The sequence below is a fragment of the Micromonospora sp. NPDC048830 genome (genome assembly GCF_043198215.1).
Lineage (GTDB): Bacteria > Actinomycetota > Actinomycetes > Mycobacteriales > Micromonosporaceae > Micromonospora.
Map to the genome: position 1 here is coordinate 1 of NZ_JBICUP010000030.1, position 23,750 is coordinate 23,750.

The window sequence follows — 23,750 nt, forward strand, 5'->3', positions numbered from 1 at the left end:
CACGGAGATCACCTGACCACCAGCATGGATTTCTGCTGTCCGCCCACAAGGAGAGCTCAAGGCCATCGGACAGGACTTCGTCCTGACCCTTGACAGAGCCCGGTTTGAGGGTGTCGGCGCACCACGCCCCACCGAAGCGACCACAGACCCCGGTGCCGCGGCCACCGGCGATCAACGTACCGCGCCCCTACCGCGCTCCCGTCTGTAAACCGTCGTTTGTGTGCTCTGGCGAACGCCTGCGGAACTCACAACCACTCACAGCGCTTCGCGACGCCGGGCGGGCCAGCGGCCAAGCGGATCGTTGATCGGCGTTCTGAGCAGGGCTGTGAGAACGAGCGGCGGGCGCCCAACGAGAGGTATCCGGGAACGCACACGTCGGCGCTCACAGCGCCCCACGGCGCCTCACAGACGCTCACACAGCCCTGCTCGGGTGGGTGGCGACGAGGCTGGCATACCTCGGAGATGGCAGCGGCGCCCGGGGCATACATCGGATCTCGATCATGGCGGCTCTGCCGCGCTCACCGGAGCATGGTGTCGGCGTCTTTGCCCGCGCGTCGAACGCCGTTCCTCGGCGGAGGCAGGACACGCCCGCCCCGAGACGCAACCGGACGCGTGCGTCACGCCACCCCCGACGTCAACGATGTCTGCCAATGGACACGGCGTGATCGCACGGCGGACGCCGGCAAAGGCCAAAGGTGGCCGCGACGGGCGCGGGTCACCCGCCGCGTGTCCGGACATGCACGTGACCGCGCAACCATCCAACTGCCATCGTCGATTGACATGGACATGCGCGGACATGGCGCCAAAGCGCCATGCCACCCGTGTCCGCGACGCGGCTCGCCAGCGGCCACGGCGTTGGTCAACGCGCACGGAGCGGCGTCGAGGCCTGACCATGCCATCGAAGTAGGTCGTTGACAAATGTCCGGCCAGGGTCGCTGAACAGGGATTGGACACGCTCGCGGACACGCGTCACGCGTGCACGACGACGTGTGGTGGCCACATGCCCGCCTTCGCGCCGACGGCGGCCATACCCGAGCGGCACTGACCACGGCCACGCGGACAGGCGTGTCATCGACCGGTGGCCATGGTGCCCCGCTGCGCCGCCGACGTGTCCGAGGGGCACCGTGTCCATCCACCGACATGAGTGCCAGGCGGGCCGTCACGTCATAGGCCGAGTGACATGTCCGGGCCGCGATGACATCTCCGTGACCACGGCGCCGGGCGGCGCCGACCGTACTCCACCCTCCTTGTCATCGGCGGAAGTCACTGTCACGGCGACCGGTGCCGGCGCCAGCGGTCTGGCGCCAGGCGCGGGCGCGGGCGCGTACCCCAGCGACGCGGCCCACCAGGCAGCTCTGTGAGCGGCTGTGAGCGCCTGCGAGTGGGGCAGGCGTTCGCCAGCGCACACAAACGCGGGTTTAAGGGTGTCAGCGCACGGCCTTCGCGACGCGGGAGCCGACGACCAGATCAGCGAGCGCCCGCCGCATCACCACGCCCCGTCGACCCGACCCCCGGCCGATCCGGTCGCTGGCGGTCTGTCGACAACGTCAGCGTACGGCGCACCGCTGATGCCCCAGCCGACCTCCGCTGCGGCGTCGGTACCAGGTCGGCCTGCCGCCTCACCGTGTCCGCCCACATCCAGCCGGGCGACACCTCCACTTCTTGATCACCGGAAGGACTACTGCGATGACCACCCCTGAATACCACTCCGACCTCGTATCTCCTGCCCGCCCGTCCGAGAACGGCTCAGATGCGTGGACCGCCGAGCGGATCCGCGCCCTGGGCGCGGTCACCGACCTGGCCACTGCGGCCCGGATCTTCGGGCTGTCCCGTTCCGTCGCCTACGACCTGGCCAAGCGTGGCCAGTTCCCGGTGCCGGTGCTGCGTTTCGGCAGCCGTTACCGGGTGCCGGTCGCGGCCATCCTCCACGCTCTGCACCTGCCGGCCGCCGACGATCTCGAGCCGGCCAGCCCCCCGCCGGACGGCGACTTGATCCCGGGCAGAAGGCACGGGTGGATCACCCCAGACCGAATCCGCAGCCCCTGGCTGCCGCACACCCCGACGGAAGGGAACACCTGATCATGGCGGAAGGATCCGTCTTCAAACGCTGCTCCTGCCGTGACGGCAATGGCCGCAAGCTCGGCAACCGCTGTCCCCAACTGCGGCGGGCGGGCGGGGCGTGGAGTCCCACCCACGGCCGGTGGGCCTACCAACTCGAACTGCCCACCCACCCCGGCCAACCACGCCGGCAACTGCGTCGTAGCACCTTCGGCACCCGCGACGCCGCCACCACCGACCGCGACCACGCCAAAACGTTGCTCGCCCTCGCCGGCGACGACGCGGCTGTCGCCGCCGAGATCGCCGACCTGCTCCTCGCCGTCACCTCCGGCGCCCCGCTACCGGACCGTGACACCATCGCCCGGCGGGTCCGGGCCGGGTTGCCCGCCACCGCCGCGACGACCGTCGGCGAGTACCTGACCTCGTGGCTGGCGTCCCGGCGTGGCATCGAACCCGCCACCGTCCTGGCCTACGGCTCACACATCCGCACCCACCTGGTGCCGCACCTCGGCGACATCCCGCTGGTCAAGTTACGGGTCGAGCACATCGAGGCGATGTTCACCGCCATCGCCGACCGGAATACCGCCATCGAGATCGCCCGGCAAAGCGACAAGCCGTGGATCCGCGCCAGTGTGCGCGGCATGCGCCCCACGAGGCCGTCCACCATGCACCGCATCCGCGCGACCCTGCGCAAGGCACTCAACGACGCCATTCGCAGAAGCAACAACCGGCTGATCGACTTCAACCCCGCCGCCCACGTCGAACTGCCCTCCAGTGCCCGCCCCAAGGCCCGGGTGTGGACCGCCAAGGCCGTACAGAAGTGGCACGACACCGGTGAGCGGCCCAGCGCGGTCATGGTGTGGACCCCGCAGCAGGCCGGGGAGTTCCTCGACTACGCCGAGGACCACGACGTCGCCCTCTACCCGCTGTTCGTGCTCATCCTCCACCGCGGCCTACGCCGCGGCGAGGCCATCGGGCTTACCGACACCGCCGTCGACCTCGACAACGCGCTGGTCAGCGTCACCCAGCAGCTGACCACCCACGGCTACACACCGGTGGTCAAGAAGGTCAAGTCCGAGTCCGGCAACCGGGTGCTGGCCATTGACAGCTTCACCCACGCGGCGCTGCGCGCCCATCACGCCCGCCGCGCCGGATGGAAACTGGCCTGCGGCACCGCGTGGCCCGACACCGGGTTCTTCTTCGTCCAACCCGACGGGCAGCCCTGGCACCCCCAGGCCGTCACCGACCGGTTCGAAGCCCTCGTCCGCGACGCCGGGCTACCCCCGATCCGGCTGCACGACCTACGGCACTGCGCCGCCACCTACCTCAAGGCGGCTGGCGCCGACCTCAAGGACATCCAGGAACTGCTCGGCCACTCCTCCCTCGCGATGACCGACACCTACACCTCCGTCATCGCCGAACTCGACGTCGAACGCGCCAAAGCCGAAGCCGCCGCCAAGCTCGTCCCCCGCCGACGCCGACGAGCCGCGTAACGCACGCACCGTCGGTGGTACACGACGCCGGATGCGGTCGACACGCCAGAACGTCCGACCGCATCCGGCCCACCACCACACGCACCCCAGACACCCGCAACTCCGCCGGCCGAGACCCCTCGTCGCCCCTCGCCCTACGCTCCCAACACCGACGCCACAGCTGGCTTGGCGCAGGTAGACGGGAGCCCAGGCTCTCGCCGCGGAATGCGGCGACATGCGTCGCCTCGCGGCACCGGATCACACCCCCGACCGGCGACGTCGCGCGGCGTCGCATGGCGTCATTCCAGAGCTGGGTGCTCGGTGGGTGCTCGCACGCTAAGCCGAAAAATCCGACAAATGCCCCGACCGAGGGAAGCGGAAAATAGTTATGGTGGACCATTTTCCCAGTTCAAAGTGGGCCGCCTGGGACTCGAACCCAGAACCTAAGGATTAAAAGTACCCCAGATGACTTCAAAGATGTCTCATTAGCCCACGGTAGTCGAGTGAGCTTCGGACGTCCGGCTGCGTCCGAAGCGGGTCGGGCCGTTCCGCGCCGACGACCACGCGCGGTTACGTAGCAACTGGTCGTCGACTGGGGTGGAATCCCGGGTTTCTCTGGTGCGTCCGTCGGGGTGGGGAAACGCCCGAGCACCCGCGGAGCACCCGAATCCGTGGGCGTCCGATGCCGGTCCGCGTCGCGTTCCGTCACGGCAGGGCGGTGCATGTCGGCGTACGGGTTCCGCTACAGAGTCAGGTACTCGCTGACGTACAAAGATCCGCATGCCCCGAGGAACAGTGTGCCGCTGGCCATCGGCCCACCAGTCTCCGTGTCAGCGCCTAACGCGCCCAGTTACCGGCACGCAGTCGGCCGACGCCCGGATCGCGGCTAGATGAGGACGTCGGACGGTCGCACTACCGCGGCTATAAGGTGCTTCCGCATCTGCTGAACCTGTCGATGAGCCCCGTATCCCGCTTCGAGTACAGTCGCTCCCGATCGTCGGTGCAAGGGGTGGGAGCGGCATGAGAATCGCACTCGTGTTGGGGGCGGGATTTTCCCGGGCAATCTCGGACGAAATGCCCCTTACCGATGAGCTGGGTGAAGAAATTAGAGCTCGCCTCCCTCAGGTTCGGCTGCGGACACCGCGGGGGTTTCGGAACCAATACTTCGAGGCGTGGCTATCACGCCTCGCTGAGCCGCAGCCTGATCTGACGGCAGCCGACAACGCGACCAACCAGGGTCTGTTCCTGGAGGTGGCACAGGAGTTGCACCGAGTCATGCAGGAGCGAGAACTACTGGTTCTGCATGACCGCCCGGAGTGGTGGCTGCAACGCTTGGTTGGCATAGCCCACGCTGTTCGCGCCACGGTCATCACCTTCAACTACGATACGTTAGTCGAACGGGCCGTGGAGTACTCGGTGCTGAGCGATTGGGATCCGAGCAATTCGCAGGCGAAATCATTCAACCTGGTGCGTGATATTCCGCCCAGCCCTAACCGGGGTGGGTGGATCGTTGATCGCGGTTCTCCCTCTTTTCGTCTACTTAAGCTACACGGGTCGCTCGACAACTATTGGGTGCCTGGGGACCTGTCCGGCGCGACGATTCAACGCCTGCCCCTGTCGGGCAGGTGGGGCCAGCCGATCCCCCCATCCGAGCAACTTCGGCGAGAGCAACTTCCCGGCCGCGAACCGTTTATCGTGCCGCCCGCCGCCGCCAAGTCCTCATTCTACAACAATCCCATCTCCCGTGAGCTTTGGCAGTCAGCCGCACGAGCGTTGGCAGACGCCGACCGAGTGGCGCTTGTCGGTTACTCATTGCCGCAGACCGACCTCGTAGCCTCGGGGATGTTGACCGACACAGTGGCGAGAGCCAACGTTCAGGTGGACGTTGTCAATCCGGATCCCTCCAGTATCGTCCGGCGCCTCGAAAATCTCGGAATTGGCGGCGGCAATATTTCAAGCATCGACGGCCGAACGGCGATTGCCAGCTACACCGATCAGTTGGAGCGTATGGTCGGGCGACAGGTACACGCATTGCTGGCCGACGCCGATGGTTCGCGGAGCCTCATGGTGGGTACGTCTCCCTACCGCACGACGCGGGTTGTTGGTTTTTCACGGGTCGGCGACGCGCTCCGTCTCGTTGTCGACAAAGTCACACACGCCGAGGAATCGACGCGACTGATCCCCGACCAGAGGCAGTCAGTTGTTTCGGTCGCTGAGCTACAGAAAGAGTTGCGAGACGGTGATTGTATCGAAATCGCCTTCGCTGACGGCACCTCGACCCGGATCGTATCAATCGCCGAGTGGTTAACCAGCACCGGGCTTGGGAACGGAAAATGGGCCATCCTGATCCCGTCGGCCCTGCCAGCGCCGCTCTGAGCGGCACACTCAACTCGGCAATTCCGGGCGTCTGCCGGCGTACCGTCCACGCTCACGTTATGTGACGCGCGGATCGCGGCGGATGCAAGAAGTTCGCCGACCATCTGCGAGAGCTGAAGGGTCAGCACTGATGGCGCGTAGCTGGCGGGATGTCCGCTCCCGCATGAACCTCGATGAGGCCAAGGTTGAGCAGCACAAGGAGCGCATGCGTGGCGAGGTGCGCGCAGCGCGACTGCGTGAGATGCGCGGGCTGACTCAGCAGCAGGTTGCCGACCGCATGAACGTTTCACAGCCGCGTGTCGCCGCCATCGAGAGCGGCGAACTGCCGAAGGCTGAGGTCGGCACGGTTGCCCGGTACATCGCTGCCCTTGGCGGCAAGGCCTTGGCCCGAGCCTGGGCAAGGGTCACCCCGAACGGCGGAGGTCCCGCCCCGTCCTCCTCCAGTCGGCGTAGAATCTCCCGCCGCTGCTCGCGGTTTCGCCTACGCCGCTCGACGTCGGTCACCAGCTCTTCACGGGCACTCACAGCCTTACCAACGAACGGGTCACCCCCACCCGCACTCCTCCCCCGCCTCCGGCATTGGACCACGGGGCCCGGGTCGCTCACCGTGCACGAGGGCGGCTGCTGGTGCCGGGTGGGCGGGGTGCGCGTCGGTACGGCAGCCAGATCCCAGTCGAACCCCTGTCTTGGATTCCGTTTTGCCGGCGCGCTGATGGCCAAGCATCGTCTCTAGCGACTGCACCAGACCGCGAGCGGCGCGTTGATCGTCGTTCTGAGGTATGCCTGTGTGGAGGCGAGCAGGTTCAGTTGTTGGGCCGTTGCCCTAGCGGCCGACAGGCCCGGCTGGACGATCACCATCTCCATGCGCCGCCGAAGTACGGTTGACTGCTCCTGAATCCTGTAGAGCGCCTTGATATCTCCGACCTCGAAGGGGCTGACGCCGTCACGCCGCTGCTTCTTGCGGGCCCGGTCATCGAGTGTGCGAAAGAACGGGCCTAGATCGCTGCGCCGCCACATGATCGACTTTTGGGTTTGCCCGCAGACCTCGTACAGGTCGTCGACGCGTGTGCCGACGTTCTCACCGTGCGAGTACTTGCAATGCACGAGCCGGATCAGCAGACCTTCGCTGTTGATCCGAATGGCCACGATGTCGGCGATTTCGCCGCTGCCGTCGTCGTCGAGGATGATGTCCCACGGCTCGCTCTCAGCCTTGAGTTCGGCGATGGCCCGGTACTGGATGGAGTGGGTCAGTCGGTCCTTTGTCTGGGATTCGACTGTGATGGTGGTGCCGGTCCAGTCGAGAGGCGTGAGGTTGGCGCGGTCGAACGGCTCTTTGTCCCAGGTTGGCTTGTAGAGCAGGTCGCCCTCGATGATCCGGTCATCGTCAAGGATGAAGGTGAGGCCGATCTGGTTGAGCCAATCACTCAGGTTGTGCTCGGAGCGTGGGCGGACGATCTTGATCTCTTTATCGCCGATACACCGGTAGACGAGGCGGCCCTTCTCGACGGTGGCCTCGTACGTCACCGACCACCCCTTGGTCCGCACGTCGAAACGGAACGGGCCTTCGGTCGCGGCGGTGTCCGGAACGAGATCGGTGTAGACGGCTTCGTATGTGAGGTCCTGGAACGACAACCTCAGGTTGTCGGCCTGCATTGTGTGGATCTGCCACGGCCACTCGACTGCCAAGACGACGCCGGTGGGCCGGCCGCTGAGGCGCTCGGGCAGGATGAACTGTCCGATGACCTTGTCGATGCTGATCGTGTCATCGAGAAGTTTCTCGCCAACGGAGTCGCACCAGTCTCGCCAGTGCTTGAGATCACGGGCGGTGGCGGGTGACCAGATGCGGCCCCTGAGGGAGGCGCTGATGTTGACCCGCTCACCGTCGCGGTACCCGCCGCCGGAGATGTTCGTCTGCGACTTCGTGCCAGCCTCAGCCTGGGTGAAGCTGGCCGTCACGTCGGAGCCCACGTGCATGGAGAAGCGGCGGAACTGGTCGTGGGCGTCGAGGACGCCGACGTTCGTCGGCACTAGCCGGTCAATGTCGGCCATCACGCGGTAGACCGTCGAGCCCGTGAAGCGCGTCGCGCCCGCACCCAGCACTGCCATCGCGAGGTCCTCGAAGACACCGTCGTTGGCGGAGTTGTTGATGTACAGCAGGCGCTTGTCCCGGTCGAAGTAGAGAAGGTACAGCTCGTAGCTGATCTCTTCGATGGTCTTGAGGTCACCCCAGCGGACGTTGTCACGGCTTTCCACGACACACCACGCGATCCCTGCAGCTGTGTTCAGGCCGATGGGCTGGGTGAACATGCGGTCCTCGCCGAAGAAGTCGACCAGGTTCTCCGGTTCCCACCTTTCAGTAGGGGCTCGGTAGACGACCGTGCTCAGCTTCGGCAGCAGGCTCCGCAACGTGACGTCTTCCGGCAAGCTGGTGAAGCCCTCCTCGAAGTCGCTGGCATCCTGCTGTCCCTGCACTGCGGTCTCGGTGAGGTTGCGCAGGATCAGGTTCCAGTCGGAATCCTCCGCGTAAAGCGTCCGTAGGCGCCTGTCCACGTCGATCTCGGAGCGGGCGACGAATACCGATGCGTCGCCGTACCTGCCGTTCGATGACGTACGCGCGAAGCGGCCTATGAACTGCAGGGTGACGCCGAGGCTCTTCTGCGGGTCGTGCACCGCGGCGACCTTCAGGGACGGCAGATCGAAGCCCTCCCCGAGCATGTTGACGCAGATGACGATGCGCGAGCGGCCTTCCCGTAGCGCCTTGACTGCGTCGCGTTGCTGTTTTGCGGGCATCTGGCTGTTGATGATGACCGGCTGGAGATCAGCGGCGAGCTTGTCGTAGAGCGGCTTGAGATCCTTCGCCCGAGGGATGCCGCTGACGCGAGCCATCAGAACGTGGTCGAACCCGGCCGCAAGGTCCGCGCGCAGCTTGGCGATGCTCTGCTCCGCCACAGCAAGGTCCAGGTCTTCGAAGTCGATCACGGCGGTGTAATCGATCTGCGAGAAGACTTCCTGCGCCTGAGCTTCCCGCAATGGGAAGGAGTAGATGATACGGCCTTGAAGATGCTTGCCATCCTCGCGGAACGGCGTTGCCGTGAACTGGACCACGTTCTTGTCTACGAAGAAGTCGCGAATCGCAGACCATGTACGCGCGGCCACGTGGTGGGCCTCATCGACGAACAGGTGGGAGCAGACGCCGGCGAGGGCTGCCAGTGCCTCGGGCTGGCAGGCGTTCATCGCCTGGGGCGTCGCGACGATGACGTTGCACGCCTGCGCGAACGACTCCGCCGCCTCGACGGTGGTGAAGCCCTGTTGGACGCGCCCCACCAACGGGCGGACCGCCGAGCTGCTGACGATACCCAGCTTCTGCAACACGCCGAGCGTCTCGAATTTGGTCGCGATCTGTTCACGTAGGGCATCGGAGGGGACCAGCACCAGCAATCGGTTGATGCGGGCGGCCACCAGAAGCGCGAGCATGGTCTCCGTCTTGCCGGTGCCTGTCGGCATGACCACCGTGGCCGGGATGGTCCGCTTGGTGGTCCAGTAGCCGAGCACAGCATGCATCGCTCCGAGTTGCGGCGATCGAAGGCCAGGACTCTCCTTGGTGCCTTCGTTAAAGGTGATCGCGTCCCGATACGACTCAAGCACCTCGGATGGTGCGGAGCGCACGAGTGCGCTCGGTAGGTGCCAACTCGCTCGGGTCAGCGAATCTCCGGGCCCCGTGCCAGGCGGAAGCCTTAGCCACAGGATGTCTTGATCGAATGGAGCCTCGCTGCTGGCAGCTGGCCAGACGCCGTAGTTGTTGGCGACTTCAAGTGCCCCATCACTGCCTGAGACAGCGTGAAAGGTGCTCGCTGGAACGAGGAGCTGCTTGACAGGATTGCCGTCGAATGTCTGTGTGCGTGCCCAGATATTGGACGAATGCCACCCGCCGGCCGTGCGCCGGTCGTCAGTACGAAGACCCGTCATTTGGGCGGCAATCCCTTCACGAGTGCGAGCTTATGCGTTGGTCGACATAGGGCACTACTATTCGTTCGCACAAACACTGCCAGTCGACGCCTTACCCGTCGTCAGCTCGGCGGCGACCATCCGCGTCTGCGGCGGGTGTGGCCGCCGCCAACACCAGCGCCACCAGTCGTCACGGCAGCTTCAGCAGGGAGTAGCGGACTGCCGCGTGAACCGCAAGCACCTGTCACAACTCACTGGCCCGCGGCCAACACGCAGCATGACAATTTTATCAGCGGCTATCTGGGTTCGAAATCTATGAACGGGGCGGCGGTTGCGCCCTGTGCAGGGGCCCGGGTCAGCTGCGCCATCGCCATGCTTGTGGGTTGCCGCGCATGCCGTGGTGCCAGGTCTTCTCGTAGGCGAGGATGTCGGCGTACTGGTTGCGGGTCGCCTCCGGGTGGTACGCCTTCTCTGGCCTGGTCGCGCTCCACTCACCCATGAAAGGCTCCAGATCCCTGGGGCGCGGTTCGATGTCGAAGTCCACCTCGGCGAGCACCGCCGGGTTGATCGTGGGGTCAAGTCGGTCGGCTTTGTCTCTCGCCCAGGCCACCCATTGATCAAGGTTCTGGCCTGCGCCTTCGCTTGATGAGGCGGAGGCTTCGAGGGCGGTGCAGAAGTTTCGGATGGCGTCCGCCGCCACCCAGTTGTCGAACGCGGCACGGAACCGGTCCGTGCGCAGTTTGTCTGTGGCCTGGACCGTGGCGGTGGCCTTGACCTGCTCCCACTGCGCGCGTTCTTCGGCCTTCCGCCGCTCCCAGCGCTCCGTCTCCTCCCTGCGGGCGCGCTCCCGCTCCTCGTGCTCGCGTTGGTCGGCGAGATATCCCGCCTCCACCTCCTTGATGATTTTGTGGACGCGGCTCTCGAGCGTGGTGCGCTTGTCGTCGGTCCATGTGTCTGGCTTGCCATAGCCGGCGCGGTTGACCTCAAGGACAAGGCGGCCGCTCGGCACCCGGTCGAACTCGGGCAACGAGATCCAGGGCTGCCGCTTCTGGCGCCGCCGCTCGTCATTGGTGAGTACGTGCGGGACCTTGTCGTACTCCTCGCTGATTCTCACCGCGCGTTGTGACTTCTCCAGCCGCAGCGACAGTGTGGGTCGGGCGCCCTTGGTGTTGACGACTCGGCGGTGCCCGCGGCTACGGGCTGCCCCAGCGAGCAAGCGCACGAACTCCAACGCCCGGGGCAGGAGGTCGGCCGAGACGGTAAGCGCCGAGGGGTTCTTCTGGAGCGCTGCGACGATCTCCTCGTCGATCGTAAGTTGGTGCCGCGAGGCAATCCGGAAGGCGTCCCACCCGTTGCTGGCGGCGTTTGTCTTGTCGTAGAGCCTGACGACGATGTCACCTCTGTCGCGGCCGGTGTGCCGAAGCTCGCATCCGTCCGGAACGAGCTTGTGCTGCTTCGCCGCGTGGATGGCCCGCCGGTATCGCGCCCGGGTCTGCTCATCGGGTTCCTCGATACGGACGACACCGTCACCTTGGGCCAGCTGATCGATGAGTTGCTGCGCCAAGGTAACCGTTGCCGTCGCCGTGCTGCCGGCTGCCGGCTGCCTTCCGGCCCCTCCTGCGGTTGACTGCGTGGGCGACGGCCTGGCTACGTGGGCGGGGTCCTCGGGGTGGAACCCGTGCTGCAGGTAGAACTGGCCCGACTCCGTGGCCGTCGCTCGCCACGTCCCGCCCTTGCGCGTGATGTCCACCAGGCGCCGACTCTGCAGCGCACGGGCGGACCCTCGAAGAGGAACACCGTCGGCTGTACTGAGATCGTCGCCGTCGGCAATCCGACGCAGTAGATCCACCTGGCGCTCGTTCAGTCGATCCCAGCGCTGCATCAGATAACCGTGCCCGGCGGAGACACCCAGCGCAATGACTAAACACGCACAGTGGCCAGGTGCGGTCGTCTCACTTCCCGCAGTCAGCCGCAACGGAGGCACGGCTGAGAGCCGGGGAGGCGATCGGCATCGAGGACAACGGATGCGGATCGGTACCGGCGCGGGTCGATCAGCCACATCACGCGGACGGTAAAGTCGTAGTGACCGTGCTCGCCCTGGTTGGCATACCGGTCGGGAACAGCGGTCCGCTCACTCGGAGATCATGTCGCCGATGCCGTAGTTGTCCCACCACGACGGTCGGTGCTTACGTACGATCCCAGCGACTCGCGTGAGCAGTAGCCAGTTACCGTTCAGTACCAGCGCGGCGTCTTCCACCTGGCTGGCGAGTGCGCGGCCAACAGCCGACACCATGGTGGGGATCGCGGCCTCGGGCTGGTCGTTCTTGCGCATGTGGAAGACGACGTCGACATACACGTCTGGCTCCCACTCCCACTGGGTCCCGTCGTCGTCCTCGGCGTCGAAGTAACCGTGGCCGCCCCCGGAGACGGTGATGGTGTACCCGAGTTCGTCCTCGAGGCCGCCGCTGAGCAGCCGAGGGTAGCCGGGCAGTGCCGACTCTTCGACGCCTTCCGGGGCGACGACCGAGGCGACCTGCTCCAGCGGGATGTCACCCGCCAGTGTCAGTCGGTATTCGATACCCACTTGCTGCCTGCCTTCTCAGTCTCGCCGGACGATCTGAATGATCGCACCGCTTCGGGTCGCCGCCGCCAGTTCCTTGAGGTGCTCGATCGGCCAGTCGTCGAAGTGCTTCTGCAGGGGGGGGCGGCGAGGTCACCGCGCCAGCCCCTGCAGCCATCGGGTGGTCTCGCCGCTCACGATGTGGAGGGCGGACGTACCCTCCGGCAATTCGGCGGAGGCGCAGCGGAGCAACGTTGGTCGGACGCCAGTCGCAAGGTGCCGACGGACACGGGGCGTCCGCAACTGAACACATCGACGAACAGGTGAGGAGGGCGACCCCACCCGACAGCGTCGATCGGGCGCAGACCGCCGACATCCTGCCACCGTGGCCAGTCCACTCGCTACACAGCGACTTCCTTGACATTAGAGGGTTCTCTATGGAATGTTATTCATGCGTGCATGAATAAACGATCTTGTTTCGTGATGCTGTAGGAGGCAGTTCGATGCCATACCCCCAGGCTGCGACCGCGCCTGACGCTGAAGAGCGAGATCGCCTCACTACCGGGCCGGTCAAGCTCGGTTTGATCGGCTGCGGGCAGTGGGGTGCCAACGTCGCGGCGGCAGCTGAACGAAGTGCCGGAGCCCGGCTGTCGGCTGTAGCGGACGTCAATCCCGAGGCTGCGACGAGGCTTGCCGCCCGTCTGACGTCCGCACCCAAGGTCCTATCGCCAGCGGACCTGCTGAGTGACCGGCAGTTTGACGCAGTGCTGATCGCGACGGACGCCGCAAGTCACTTCGAGCTTGCTATGGCGGCGATCTGCCAGGGCAAGCACGTATTCGTCGAGAAGCCGCTGGCTATGTCGACCACGGACTCGGTCGCGTTGGCCAACGCCGCGGCGACAGCTGGCCTCACTCTCATGGTGGGCCACACGTTCCTGTACTCCGAGCACGTCATCGACGTTGAGCGCGCTCTCCGGGAGGGGCAGGTTGGCGATCTGCGTTACGTCAGCCTGCAGCGCCTGGCGTACGGAAGGTTCCGCGAGGACGCCAACGTCATCTGGAACCTCGGACCGCATGACGTGTCGATCCTGATCGGCTGGGCTGGACGTCCGCCGACGGCGGTGCGCTGCGTGGAGTACATGTTCACCCGGCCCACCATCTCCGACCTGGCTTTCCTCACACTCGACTTCGGCGACTTCCTCGGCCATGTGCACCTCAGCTGCATCGACCCCGAAAAGGTCAGGCGGGCTACGGTCGCGGGCACAGCGGGAGGCATCGTCTACGACGACGTTGGCGGAGCTGTCCGGCTGCACGTTAACGGCAGCAAGGTGCTGCCGCGAACGCTGTCGGCAGCCGATCCTCGCCCCCCGCTCGACACCGAGCTGAGCCACTTCGCGAACTGCGTCCGCACTGGTGCGCGCCCACGGACTGACGGCATCCACGGCGCGATCGTGGTGGCTGTGCTGGAAGCCGCCACTGCTTCGGCCGCACTCGGCGGCGACTGGATCGACCTCACGATGGCCTTGGGGCAGGTGTCGTCGGCCACCGATCCCGGCCCTCGGCCCGATCGACCCACCTATGGCCCGTTACTCGTCCCCTCGCAAAGAACGGCCTTCGCATGACCGACTTGCTGATCTCCGACCGGCTCAACATCCGCCGGATCGACACCGATCTCGTCGAGGCGCTCCGTGAGGGTTTCGGCGGCGTCCCTGCGGTGGTCGGCGCGATGCTGATGGGCTCACGTTCACGGGGTATCGCCCATGCCAAGAGCAACGTCGATGTCCAAATGATCATCGACCGCCTTGACGCCGGCACCGCCGAGGGCATCGCGAAGGTCCGCGACGAACTGGCAGCACAGCTTGGCATTCCGATCAGCGTCAACGTGCACACCTTGGCCGACGCGCAGCCTTCGCTGGGGCGGTACGAGCTGTTCCAGCACAAGAACCGCGCGGAGTTGTTCATCTACCAGGCCAAGTACACCAGCGTGAACCTGTTCGGGCGGAACATCTTCGCCGAGTTCACCGACCCACCTCCGTCGCGTACTCGTCGCGAGGCGATCCGGACCGTAGCCTCCTTCTCCTACTTCCTGCGCAAGTTCCTGTTCGACGTCTCGATGGCGCCCCACGGCGCGGCCGAGTTCGTGCGGACGCCGCTCATCAGCCTGGAGTACATCGCGGCGTTCTACGGCTACCTCAGCATGGGCTACCGCGACGGTCTGGATCATCTGACCGCGACCGAGCGGCTGACCGCAGAGGAGATCGCGTTCCTGGAGGAGTGCGCCACCCGCAAGGCCACTTCGCAGTACGAGGAGGTGGGCGCTGCCTTCGCGTTGCGCGGGGCGACCTTCCTGGACGCCGTCCATGGCCGCATGCTCGACGACTTCCGCCGCCGGGGCGTCAGCGATGTGCGATGGAACGGGCAGGACTGCGCGGTCCGCTGGGACATCGCGCTACCGCAGGCGGCAGCGATGAGCATCTTGTGGGCTGGGCACAAGGCCCTGCTCGTGCAGCGACACCCCGACGACTACCTCTACCCCGGCCAATGGACGATCCCGGGCGGCTACCTCCAGGCCGGCGAGGACCCTCGCGACGGAGCGGCCCGTGAGGTGTGGGAGGAGACCGGTAGTTACCTCGCCGTCAGCCGCCTGTTCGACGGCCAGCCCGTCGTGAGCGGCCGACTGGCCGCGTTCTCGTTCGAGGTCGAGTTGCCCGACAGCGTCGCACCCCGCCTGACCGAGCACTCGAACTACCGGTTCGTCGATGCGAGCGAGGTGCTGTCGATGGACCTCACCCCCGAGGCCCGCCTGATCTTCGAGCGTCGCCTCAGCCAGACACATTCCCACTGAAACCGGCCAGCGCAAGAGTGAGGATGCCGCGGTATGGATGCCATTGAGTACGACCATCTCGCCGTCGAAACGACGGTCCGGGCGCTCTGGGAGGAGCATGACATCTACCGGTTCGACCGCTCGGCGGTCGGCCCGGTGTTCAGCATCGACACGCCTCCTCCGTACGTGTCGGCGTCCCACCTGCACGTCGGCCACGCCATGAGCTACTCGCAGCCCGACTTCGTGGTCCGGTACCGAAGGATGCAAGGCGACCGTGTCTTCTACCCGATGGGTTTCGACGACAATGGCCTCCCCACAGAGCGCTACGTCGAGAAGACCTACGGGGTCAAAGCCGTCGACATGCCGCGGTCGGAATTCGTGGCCCTGTGCCTGGCCGAGACCCGCAAGACGGCGGCCCGGTACGAGGATCTGTGGCGCCGGGTGGGCCTGTCGGTCGACTGGGATCTGCTCTACTCGACCATCGACAAGCGGTGCCAGCTCACCGCGCAGACCAGCTTCATCAAGCTCCACGAGGCGGGCCATCTGCGCCGGGTGGAAGATCCGATCATCTGGTGTACCGAGTGCCGGACCGCCCTGGCGCAAGCCGACGTCGAAGACCTCGAACGCACCGGGAAGATGTACGACATCGCTTTCGCGGCGGCGGACAGTCGGGCGCTGGTCATCGCGACGACCCGCCCAGAGCTGCTGCCCGCCTGCGTGGCGCTGTACTTCCACCCGGAAGACGAGCGATACCAGGATCTGCTCGGCACCCAGGCGACCGTGCCGCTGTTCGGCTATCAGGTCCCGATCAAGGCCGAGGAGTCCGTGGATCCCGCCTTCGGCACGGGGCTGATGATGGTCTGCACCTTCGGCGACGGCGAAGACGTCCTGAAGTGGCGACGCGACGGGCTCGACCTGCGGCTCGTCGTCACCCCCGACGGCCGGCTGTCAGAGCTCGCCGGGCAGTTCGCGGGTCTGCAACTGACCCAGGCACGAGCGGCGATCGTGGCCCAACTCGCAGAGATCGGCGCGTTGACTAAAACCCGCCCGCTCAAGCAGAACGTCGGGGTGCACGAGCGGTGTCTGACGCCGGTGGAGTACCAGATCCGGGCGCAGTGGTTCATCCGCGTGCGCGAGCACCAGGACACGTTCCTGGCTCGCGCCAAGGAGCTGACCTGGATACCTGCCCACATGCAGCGCCGCCTCGAAGACTGGATCGAGGGCCTGAAGTGGGACTGGAACATTAGCCGCCAGCGGCACTACGGTGTGCCGTTTCCCGTGTGGTTCTGCGACGACTGCGGCTACGCGGTCACCGCCGACCTGAGTGCGCTGCCCATCGACCCCCTCGCCGACGCGCCGCCGATGGATGCCTGCCCGGCCTGCTCTGGTCGCCTCAGCCCGGATCCCGACGTCATGGACACGTGGATGACCTCCTCCCTGTCGCCGCAGATCAACGACGGCTGGGCGGTCAACGGGCTGAACAGTGACCCGCAGCTGGCTCCCATGAGTTTGCGTGTGCAGGCGTTCGAGATCATCAGAACCTGGCTATTCTACACGATCGTGCAGTCGCAGTACCACTTCGACCGGCTGCCCTGGCAGACCGTGATGATCTCCGGCTGGGGGCTGAACGAGCAGGGCAAGAAGATCGCCAAGCGGGACCTCGACCAGTCCACCACGCAGGACGGCTTCAACCGCTACGTCCCCGATCACGTCATCGAGCGGTACGGCGCCGACGCGCTGCGCATCTGGGCCACCAAGGCCCGGATCGGCACCGACCTGCGCTATAACGAGAAGGACGTCAAGACCGGCCGCAAGTTCGCCGTGAAGATGTGGAACGTTGCCCGGCTGATGACCATGTACGGGTTCGACCCACAAGCCGCACCCGATCCCGCCGCGCTGTGCACCGACGTGGACCAGTGGATGCTGTCGCACCTGGCGTCCACCGTCGACGAGACCACCGCGGCGATGGACCAGTACGACTTCATGCAGGGATACCAGGCCGCGACACGCTTCTTCTGGTCGGTCTTCTGCGACCGGTACATCGAGATGGTCAAAGAGCGGTTCCTTAACCCCGGCAACCACACCGACGCCGAGCGGGCCAGCGCCCGCGCGGCGCTCGGCCTCGGGTTCCGCGCCCTCCTCGGCATGTTCGCGCCCTTCGCCCCGTTCATCACGGACTATCTCTACCAGCAGATGTTCCGGCCCCACGAGAACACCGTCAGCCTTCACCTCACGTCCTGGCCGGCACCGCAGCCACAGTGGCGGACCGACCGCAAGCTCATCGACGACATGTCCACGATCCTCGACCAGATCCGCGTCCTGCGCAGCCGCCTCAAGCTTGGCAGCAACACCCGCATCGCGAAAGTCGTGCTGCAGGGCGTCACCGACGACGGTCACCGAACCGCCCGCGCACTGGCCGAACCGCTTCGCGTGGCTGCCCGCGCCGACGAAGCGGTCTTCAGTGACGCGGCCACCGACAGCGGCGTCGACGGCATCAAGGTCTCCATCATCGCCTGACATACCGCCCGGCTGGCCACTGCCTGATTCAGGGCGGCCAGCCGGGTCCGCTTACCCGAACCCTCGGATTGCGCCATCCGTCGCGGTCGGCCGCGCTGTCCGTACACGTCAGCTACGGAGGCATCGCCATGCCCACACGAGTACGCAGCTTCGCACCAGGGCCGTCCATCCTCCCCGACGACGTGCTGGCCGAGTACCAGGCAAGCGTCGAGCACTACGCCGACACCGGGCTCGGCATCCTCGAACTAGGCCACCGCAGCGGACAGTTCGAGCAGCTCTACAACACCACGGTCGAGCGCCTGCGCGCGCTCATCGGCGTCCCGGCCGGGTATGAACTGCTACTACTGCACGGCGGCGCGCGCTTCCAGTTCACGATGCTGCCCGCCAACCACCTCGGCCCAGACGCCGTCGCGGACTACCTGGTCACGGGACACTTCGGGGCGGCAGCAGCCGCCGAGGCGGCGGTCTACGGCTACGTCAACATCGCCGCCTCCACGCACGCAGACGGCTACCTACGCCTGCCTTCGCCAGCCGAAGCGTCGTTCACGCCGACCGCCCGGTACGTGCACTACACGTCGAACAACACCGAAATGGGCACGCAGTTCAAGCAGCCGCCCGGCATTCCGGCGGGCACGTGGCTCGCCTGTGACGCGTCCAGCGACCTCCTCACCCGCCCGTTCGACATCGCCCGGCACGGCCTGATCTACGCGACCTCTCACAAGAACCTCGGCACCGCCGGCGTCGCGCTCGTCGTGATCCGAGCCGACCTCCTCGAACCGGTACGCCAGCTCCCGCCTTTCCTCAGCTACCTCACGCACGCGCAGGCGGGGTCGCGATTCAACACCCCACCGATCAGCGCGATCTTCGTTCTGAACCTCATGGCCGGGTGGACCATCCAGCAAGGTGGGGTCGAGGCGATGGACACCCTCAGCACCGCCAAGTCCCAGCTGCTCTACCGCACGATCGACGACAGCGACTTCTATACGGGCCTCGCCGACCGCGACAGCCGGTCGAAGGTCAATGTCACGTTCGCGCTGCCGACCGCGGAGCTGGAGGACGAGTTTCAGACAGAGGCCGCGCGGCAGGGACTCGTCGGACTGTGGGGATACCGCAAGGTTGGACATCTACGTGTTTCGCTGTTTAACGCGATCTCCCTGGATGCGGTCGGCCAGCTCGTCGAATTCATGGCGCGGTTCGCCCGCGTCAAGCGGCGGCGGCTGCCCCGCCACGTGCCGGGCGGCGAAGCTCGGGTGCTGCGATGATCGCGTGGGAGGGCCGCGAGCCGAGCACGGTCCTGTTGGCGCCGCCGTCACCACCCGGTGCGCCGCATCTCGGCGGCATCTACACATGGGTGCTGCTCGACGCGGCTCGCCGGACTGCCCAGCACTTCGGCGGCGACGCTCACCTGCCGCAGTCGTGGAACATGTCGAGCCGCCGCCTGGAGCCGACGTTCGGCCACGACCCGGAGGGATTCGCCCGCTACTGCGGACTTGCTGTCAGCAACGCCGTCGCCACGTTGGAAGGCTTCGGCATCGTGGTGTCGCCCCATGCCGCACTACGGGATGACGACGCGTCCGTGCGAGCACATGTCCAGGCGGTCATCACCGAACTGGCCAACAGCGACGTCGTCCGCTACCTGGCCGCTGAGGAGAAGTGGTGCCTCAGCTGCCGGATCGCCCTCCCGCCGAGCGCCGATGCCGAGCACTGCTTCACCTGTGGCGGCCCGCTGCGTCTGCGAACCACACGGGACTGGTTCCTACCCATCGACATTGACGAGGTGTTCCGCCGCGCAGCCACCGTCGAATGGGTGCCCGGCTATGGCATCCGCCGTCTACGTAGCCTCACCGACGTGCATCCGCTGATCCGAGTCGGTCACCCTCGGCGGAATCTCGGCGTCCCTTCCCCGCTACATGACGGCGAGATCCTTGATCCGCGGCTGGTCGGTGCTCTCGGGCCAAGCCTGCTGCGCCGCCACGGCCTGAACGGCCCGATCGTGGCCGCTGCTGGATTCGATATCCAGCGCAAGTGGCTGTTGACGCTCCTGGCCGCCAACCAACCCGGCGCATTGCCCGCCATGATCGTTCAGCACGGCACGCTGCTGGACACGGCAGGGCGCAAGCTCTCGCGCTACACCGGTGCCTCACTCGCCGAGGCGCCGGCTGACGTCGAGCCGTGCCTTGTCCGCGCCGCGCTGCTGTCCTCACCGCTCGGCAAGGACCTCCGTGCTGCCGCACTGGCCACCGTGGGTGCCTCACGGCTGCGCGAGAAGGTGTTGAACATTCTGCGGTACATCGGTCTACAGCAACCCCGCACCGGCGGCGTCGACTTGGACGCCGCATGCGACGAACTGCTCAGCGAGGTCGAGTCGCAACTGAAGGCGTTCGACGTCCCGCGCGCGTACTCGGGCTTCCAGCGCGCAATCCTCTTCATATCCAGCACGCTCATCCCGATGATCCGGCGGCAGGGCATGGCCTCCTACGCCGCGACCTGCCACCGCATCGTCTCGATGCACGGCATCTTCTACGGCGATGACCCACGGCTGCCCGGGATATCTGCCGGTCTCAAGCTGCTCGACGCGGACGGCGACACAGAGCTCAGGTGAAAGCGCCCGACCGGGCCCCTTCGTGATCGTTCGCCTGATTCGGCTGCCGCCTACTCGGCCAGGTGAAACACGCGGCCACGACCAGCACCACAGCGGAGACGACGAAGGTCGCGTCCAGCCCGGCCGACTTCGCCACCGCGCCGCCGACGAGCGCGCCGAGTCCCGACCCGCCCAGGCCCAGAATCCGGAACGCCGCGACCACCCGGCCGATCAAGCCGTCCGGTGACAGCGCCTGCCGAGCTGAGCCGACAGCGACCGACGCCAGGCTTGCCGCCGCGCCGTAGATGACGAACAGCGCGGCTATCACCCAGACGTTGCCCGCCAGCATCGCCGCCAGCCACACCCCCGCCTGGACAGTCAATGCGGCAGCCTGCACCTTGCGGTACGCCAAACCCGCGATCAGGCGGCGAGCATTGGCCGCAGCGACGATTCCACCCACCGCCATCGCGGCCAGCAGAGCCCCGTAGGCGGCATTCGGAAGCTGAAGTGTGCGTTGGGCATAGAGCACGAACGTCCCCATGACCATGAAGTAGCCGAAGTTGAACACACCCATCGCGACCGCGAGGACGCGAAGGTCCGGTGTTCTGAACAGGTGGCGCATGCCCTCACGAATCGACGCCCACAAGGGCTGATGGGCCGGATGCTCAGACCGCACATCGGGCAGCATCCGCACCAGTGCCGCCGAGGCCAGGAACGAGACGGCGTCAACGGCGAACGGCAGGGACCGGCCGACTGAGAACGTCAACGAGCCGAGAGGCGGACCCACCAGCGACCGTCCCGTGGTGTCCAGCGCCCAATACCGGCCGTTGACCTTACTCAGGTCATCCCCGTCCCTGCCAATGATCATCGGGATCACGGCCTGCGACGCGGCGTCGAAGAAGCACTGGGCGACACCCACCGCGAAGACGACCGTGAGCAGCAGTGGAATGCTCGCCCAGTCGAGCGCCAGTGCTGCGGCCAGCAGCCCGATCAGCGCCGCGCGGACGAGGTCGGCGATCACGAGCACTCGGCGGCGTGGCCACCTGTCCGCGAGCGCTCCAGCGGGCAGCCCGAGGGCGAGCCACGGCAGGTAGAAGGCCGCGCTCACAGCGGAGATCGCAAGCGGATCGGCTGTCAGGGTCGAAGCCAGCAGCGGTGCGGCGGCGATGAACGCTCCGTCGCCTGCGACGGAGACAGCTACCGCGGCCAACAGAGGACGAATCTGACGGCGCCGGTCGGCAGCAGCCGCCGACCGGTCCGATGGTGCTGGCTGGGTGCTTTCAGGCTGCGGGGAGGCTGAATTCACCGTTGCCCACGCCATGCAAGAACGCCGCCCACTCGTGCCGTGTGAAGACCAGGACAGGGCTGTCGTCAGACAGTTTCGAGTCCCGCACCCCCACCTTCTCCTCGACGAACGCGGCCTCTACGCAGCCCGTGTCGCCGCTCACGCTGCTCTTTCGCCACGTCGCGCCTGCGAACCCCACTGGTGTCATCAGCTGCCTCCCACTCCGGGAATGATGGCGTCGAAGCGCTCGATCTCAACATCGAGAGCATTGAGGTATTCAATGGCATGACTGCCGTGCAGTGCAACGGACTTCAGCCCCGTGAACGCCTTCTCAAACCGGGTGACGGCAGCCTCCTCGCTGAAATAGCAGTCACCTCCCGGCGACTCAATCCATACGGTGCGAGGGCTGAGGCCGGATCGGAAGTCGAAGATGGTGAACCCCTGAGCTGCTACGACCGGGTGCTGCGCGCCGATCGGGACGACACCGAACTCGATGTTGGGATGGTCAACCAAGCGCGTCAGATGCAGGATCTGACCTCGGCGCACCTCGACCGGGAACGCGCGGAACAGCAGGGCCCGAGCGTCCACCACGACCACGAAGCGAGGCGCGTCAGGTCCCTCCAGCGTCTGCTGTCGCGCCATGCGCACGTCAGCGATGTAGTCCGGGCTTCCCGCCCCGACCGCGACCGCCATCGCGTGGGCGTAGGCTCGGGTCTGCAACAGGCCCGGCACTACGACCGGCTGATACTGCCTGATCTCCCGCGTTGTCGACTCCAGCGCCGCGACCGCTCCCTGCCGCCGTCCCCAGCCGCCGGCACTCGTGATCCAGGAACCCTCGCCGTTCTCCTCCGCAGTCGCCGCCAGCAGCTCAGCACGGATGTCGGGATCGACCCCGTAGAGGCCGAGCAACCGGTCTACGTCGCGAACGGTGAATGCCGTCGTCCCGGTCTCGATGCGAGAGACTTTCGACTGCGACCACTCGAGCGAATCTGCGACGCGCTCCCCGGACAATCCCAGGTTCTCGCGTACTCGACGCAGCTCAGCGCCTACTCGGTAGCGTTGAGGCGATCCGCGAGTACCCATACGTCAGCGACTCCATGCGCACGTGCATAACTCCTCGGACAGTACAGCACCGGTAGCGCCGAGGACCAGCACGGGCGCCGTGCCAAGATCGCGCGAGCTCGGGCGACGTGAGCGTCAACCGGGTCTGTCAAACGAACGGATGTAACCCGGGCTGCCGAGGGTTACCTGGTGCCTGCAGGCAGGGTGGTGCTGTTTGCCGGCGACCGATCACTTGCGGGCCCGGGTCGAAGCCCGTCTGACAAGGTGCTGGCCAAGCTTCGCTGTGAGCTGCAGACGTTCGCTCAGGGGCACCTCGGAGGACTTGGCACTGTTGAAGTCATCGCCCACGTACCGCGGAATGATGTGCCAGTGGAGGTGGAAGATGTCTTGAGCGGGAGGTCCCAGGTTGAGCCGCACCGTCGTCCCGCTGGCACCGAACGCAGCCTTCACCGCCTGCGTCGTTACCTGAAGCGCGGCCAGCATGGGGGCCGCCTTCTCGGGCGGCACGTCGGCGATGCCGCCGAAGTGACCTGCCGGGACGAGAAGCGTGTGGCCTTTGTTGTTCGGCCGCTGGTGAAGTGCCGGAAAGACAACGAACTCGTTGTTGACGGCAAGGCAGACCCCAGGATCGGTAACGCCGGCCGTCACCGAGCAGAACACGCACGACAGATTCAAGATCGCGATCGCCTCCCGGAGCGAAGTTTCGCACCATCCTTCCCGATGGGCTGCCATGCGCGGCGGATGGATTCACTGTTCTTGGCGCCCGAGGGGCAGACGCGCTGGTCAACCTCATGGAACAGGCTGCTGTCGTAACCAACGAGGCTGGGTGACGCACGGACGATGCGCGTACGCGTGGGACGGGCATCGCAGCGGATCCTTGAGCAGGCGGCGATGAGCGTGACCAGCCTCTGGACGTAGCAGCGATCTCTCAACAGTGCCGCAGTAGGTTCGGGTGCCGCTACATGCACTTTCGCATCTGCGGACTCATGAGCTGTTGGTGGGCCGCCTGGGCCCGGGCTGCTTGATAGTCGCCTCGTCGTCGATCATGTCGGCGAAGCTGTTACCCCCTT

General features: G+C 66.2%; 16 protein-coding genes. 9 read left to right on the plus strand and 7 right to left on the minus strand.

Annotated features, from left to right (window positions below):
- Window positions 1-1,686 precede the first annotated feature (1,686 nt).
- The 4 genes from ACGFIZ_RS23230 (at window position 1,687) to ACGFIZ_RS23245 (ending at window position 6,639) form a co-directional block, all read left to right on the plus strand.
- On the plus strand, window positions 1,687-2,079 hold the full coding sequence (locus ACGFIZ_RS23230; protein ID WP_393422383.1) for a helix-turn-helix transcriptional regulator: 393 nt from the start codon (window positions 1,687-1,689) through the stop codon (window positions 2,077-2,079).
- A 2-nt stretch (window positions 2,080-2,081) separates the two neighbouring features.
- Window positions 2,082-3,551, plus strand: coding sequence for a tyrosine-type recombinase/integrase (locus ACGFIZ_RS23235; protein ID WP_393422385.1), 1,470 nt, complete (start codon window positions 2,082-2,084; stop codon window positions 3,549-3,551).
- 999 nt (window positions 3,552-4,550) lie between these two features.
- Entirely contained in the window at window positions 4,551-5,906 is a 1,356-nt protein-coding gene (locus ACGFIZ_RS23240; RefSeq protein ID WP_393422387.1) for a hypothetical protein, read from the plus strand.
- Between the two features lie 205 nt (window positions 5,907-6,111).
- The gene (locus tag ACGFIZ_RS23245) at window positions 6,112-6,639 is read left to right on the plus strand and encodes a helix-turn-helix domain-containing protein (RefSeq protein ID WP_393422499.1); all 528 of its coding nucleotides are present in this window, start codon (window positions 6,112-6,114) and stop codon (window positions 6,637-6,639) included.
- Here ACGFIZ_RS23245 and ACGFIZ_RS23250 read toward each other — a convergent pair.
- The 3 genes from ACGFIZ_RS23250 to ACGFIZ_RS23260 form a co-directional block, all read right to left on the minus strand.
- Window positions 6,636-9,551: a DEAD/DEAH box helicase gene (locus ACGFIZ_RS23250; RefSeq protein ID WP_393422389.1), complete on the minus strand. Its 2,916-nt coding sequence runs from the start codon at window positions 9,549-9,551 to the stop codon at window positions 6,636-6,638. The genes ACGFIZ_RS23245 and ACGFIZ_RS23250 overlap by 4 nt on opposite strands.
- A 655-nt stretch (window positions 9,552-10,206) precedes the next feature.
- On the minus strand, window positions 10,207-11,733 hold the full coding sequence (locus ACGFIZ_RS23255) for a hypothetical protein (protein WP_393422391.1): 1,527 nt from the start codon (window positions 11,731-11,733) through the stop codon (window positions 10,207-10,209).
- 249 nt (window positions 11,734-11,982) lie between these two features.
- Complete coding sequence (locus ACGFIZ_RS23260) at window positions 11,983-12,435, minus strand: SitI3 family protein (RefSeq protein WP_393422393.1); 453 nt, start codon at window positions 12,433-12,435, stop codon at window positions 11,983-11,985.
- A gap of 479 nt (window positions 12,436-12,914) precedes the next feature.
- Here ACGFIZ_RS23260 and ACGFIZ_RS23265 point away from each other — a divergent pair, with 479 nt between their 5' ends.
- The 5 genes from ACGFIZ_RS23265 (at window position 12,915) to ACGFIZ_RS23285 (ending at window position 20,354) form a co-directional block, all read left to right on the plus strand.
- Window positions 12,915-14,033: a Gfo/Idh/MocA family protein gene (locus ACGFIZ_RS23265; protein WP_393422395.1), complete on the plus strand. Its 1,119-nt coding sequence runs from the start codon at window positions 12,915-12,917 to the stop codon at window positions 14,031-14,033.
- Window positions 14,030-15,256 (plus strand): NUDIX hydrolase, encoded by a 1,227-nt coding sequence (locus ACGFIZ_RS23270; protein WP_393422397.1) that lies wholly within the window; start codon window positions 14,030-14,032, stop codon window positions 15,254-15,256. The genes ACGFIZ_RS23265 and ACGFIZ_RS23270 overlap by 4 nt, the downstream gene beginning before the upstream one ends.
- A 33-nt stretch (window positions 15,257-15,289) precedes the next feature.
- Window positions 15,290-17,752 (plus strand): valine--tRNA ligase, encoded by a 2,463-nt coding sequence (locus tag ACGFIZ_RS23275; protein WP_393422399.1) that lies wholly within the window; start codon window positions 15,290-15,292, stop codon window positions 17,750-17,752.
- Window positions 17,753-17,880: 128 nt separating this feature from the next.
- On the plus strand, window positions 17,881-19,014 hold the full coding sequence (gene serC, locus ACGFIZ_RS23280; protein WP_393422401.1) for a 3-phosphoserine/phosphohydroxythreonine transaminase: 1,134 nt from the start codon (window positions 17,881-17,883) through the stop codon (window positions 19,012-19,014).
- A complete protein-coding gene (locus ACGFIZ_RS23285) occupies window positions 19,011-20,354 on the plus strand; it encodes a hypothetical protein (RefSeq protein ID WP_393422403.1) in 1,344 nt (447 codons plus the stop codon). The genes serC and ACGFIZ_RS23285 overlap by 4 nt, the downstream gene beginning before the upstream one ends.
- Here the strand turns inward: ACGFIZ_RS23285 and ACGFIZ_RS23290 are convergent.
- The 4 genes from ACGFIZ_RS23290 to ACGFIZ_RS23305 all read right to left on the minus strand — a co-directional run bounded on the left by ACGFIZ_RS23290 (window position 20,347) and on the right by ACGFIZ_RS23305 (window position 23,412).
- The gene (locus tag ACGFIZ_RS23290) at window positions 20,347-21,543 is read right to left on the minus strand and encodes an MFS transporter (protein WP_393422405.1); all 1,197 of its coding nucleotides are present in this window, start codon (window positions 21,541-21,543) and stop codon (window positions 20,347-20,349) included. The two genes, ACGFIZ_RS23285 and ACGFIZ_RS23290, sit on opposite strands and share 8 nt — an antisense overlap.
- Window positions 21,544-21,613: 70 nt before the next feature.
- Entirely contained in the window at window positions 21,614-21,826 is a 213-nt protein-coding gene (locus tag ACGFIZ_RS23295; RefSeq protein ID WP_393422407.1) for a DUF397 domain-containing protein, read from the minus strand.
- Entirely contained in the window at window positions 21,826-22,701 is an 876-nt protein-coding gene (locus ACGFIZ_RS23300) for a helix-turn-helix domain-containing protein (protein ID WP_393422409.1), read from the minus strand. The genes ACGFIZ_RS23295 and ACGFIZ_RS23300 overlap by 1 nt, the downstream gene beginning before the upstream one ends.
- 207 nt (window positions 22,702-22,908) lie before the next feature.
- Window positions 22,909-23,412, minus strand: coding sequence for an HIT family protein (locus tag ACGFIZ_RS23305; RefSeq protein WP_393422411.1), 504 nt, complete (start codon window positions 23,410-23,412; stop codon window positions 22,909-22,911).
- Between the last annotated feature and the right edge of the window lie 338 nt (window positions 23,413-23,750).

What these genes read in the sequence shown, in the direction of transcription:
- ACGFIZ_RS23230 (WP_393422383.1), top strand. Translation starts at nt 1,687, where the DNA reads ATGACCACCCCTGAATACCACTCCGACCTCGTATCTCCTGCCCGCCCG.
- ACGFIZ_RS23235 (WP_393422385.1), top strand. Translation starts at nt 2,082, where the DNA reads ATGGCGGAAGGATCCGTCTTCAAACGCTGCTCCTGCCGTGACGGCAAT.
- ACGFIZ_RS23240 (WP_393422387.1), top strand. Translation starts at nt 4,551, where the DNA reads ATGAGAATCGCACTCGTGTTGGGGGCGGGATTTTCCCGGGCAATCTCG.
- ACGFIZ_RS23245 (WP_393422499.1), top strand. Translation starts at nt 6,112, where the DNA reads ATGCGTGGCGAGGTGCGCGCAGCGCGACTGCGTGAGATGCGCGGGCTG.
- ACGFIZ_RS23255 (WP_393422391.1), bottom strand. Translation starts at nt 11,733, where the DNA reads ATGCAGCGCTGGGATCGACTGAACGAGCGCCAGGTGGATCTACTGCGT.
- ACGFIZ_RS23265 (WP_393422395.1), top strand. Translation starts at nt 12,915, where the DNA reads ATGCCATACCCCCAGGCTGCGACCGCGCCTGACGCTGAAGAGCGAGAT.
- ACGFIZ_RS23270 (WP_393422397.1), top strand. Translation starts at nt 14,030, where the DNA reads ATGACCGACTTGCTGATCTCCGACCGGCTCAACATCCGCCGGATCGAC.
- ACGFIZ_RS23275 (WP_393422399.1), top strand. Translation starts at nt 15,290, where the DNA reads ATGGATGCCATTGAGTACGACCATCTCGCCGTCGAAACGACGGTCCGG.
- serC (WP_393422401.1), top strand. Translation starts at nt 17,881, where the DNA reads ATGCCCACACGAGTACGCAGCTTCGCACCAGGGCCGTCCATCCTCCCC.
- ACGFIZ_RS23285 (WP_393422403.1), top strand. Translation starts at nt 19,011, where the DNA reads ATGATCGCGTGGGAGGGCCGCGAGCCGAGCACGGTCCTGTTGGCGCCG.
- ACGFIZ_RS23295 (WP_393422407.1), bottom strand. Translation starts at nt 21,826, where the DNA reads ATGACACCAGTGGGGTTCGCAGGCGCGACGTGGCGAAAGAGCAGCGTG.
- ACGFIZ_RS23300 (WP_393422409.1), bottom strand. Translation starts at nt 22,701, where the DNA reads ATGGGTACTCGCGGATCGCCTCAACGCTACCGAGTAGGCGCTGAGCTG.
- ACGFIZ_RS23305 (WP_393422411.1), bottom strand. Translation starts at nt 23,412, where the DNA reads ATGGCAGCCCATCGGGAAGGATGGTGCGAAACTTCGCTCCGGGAGGCG.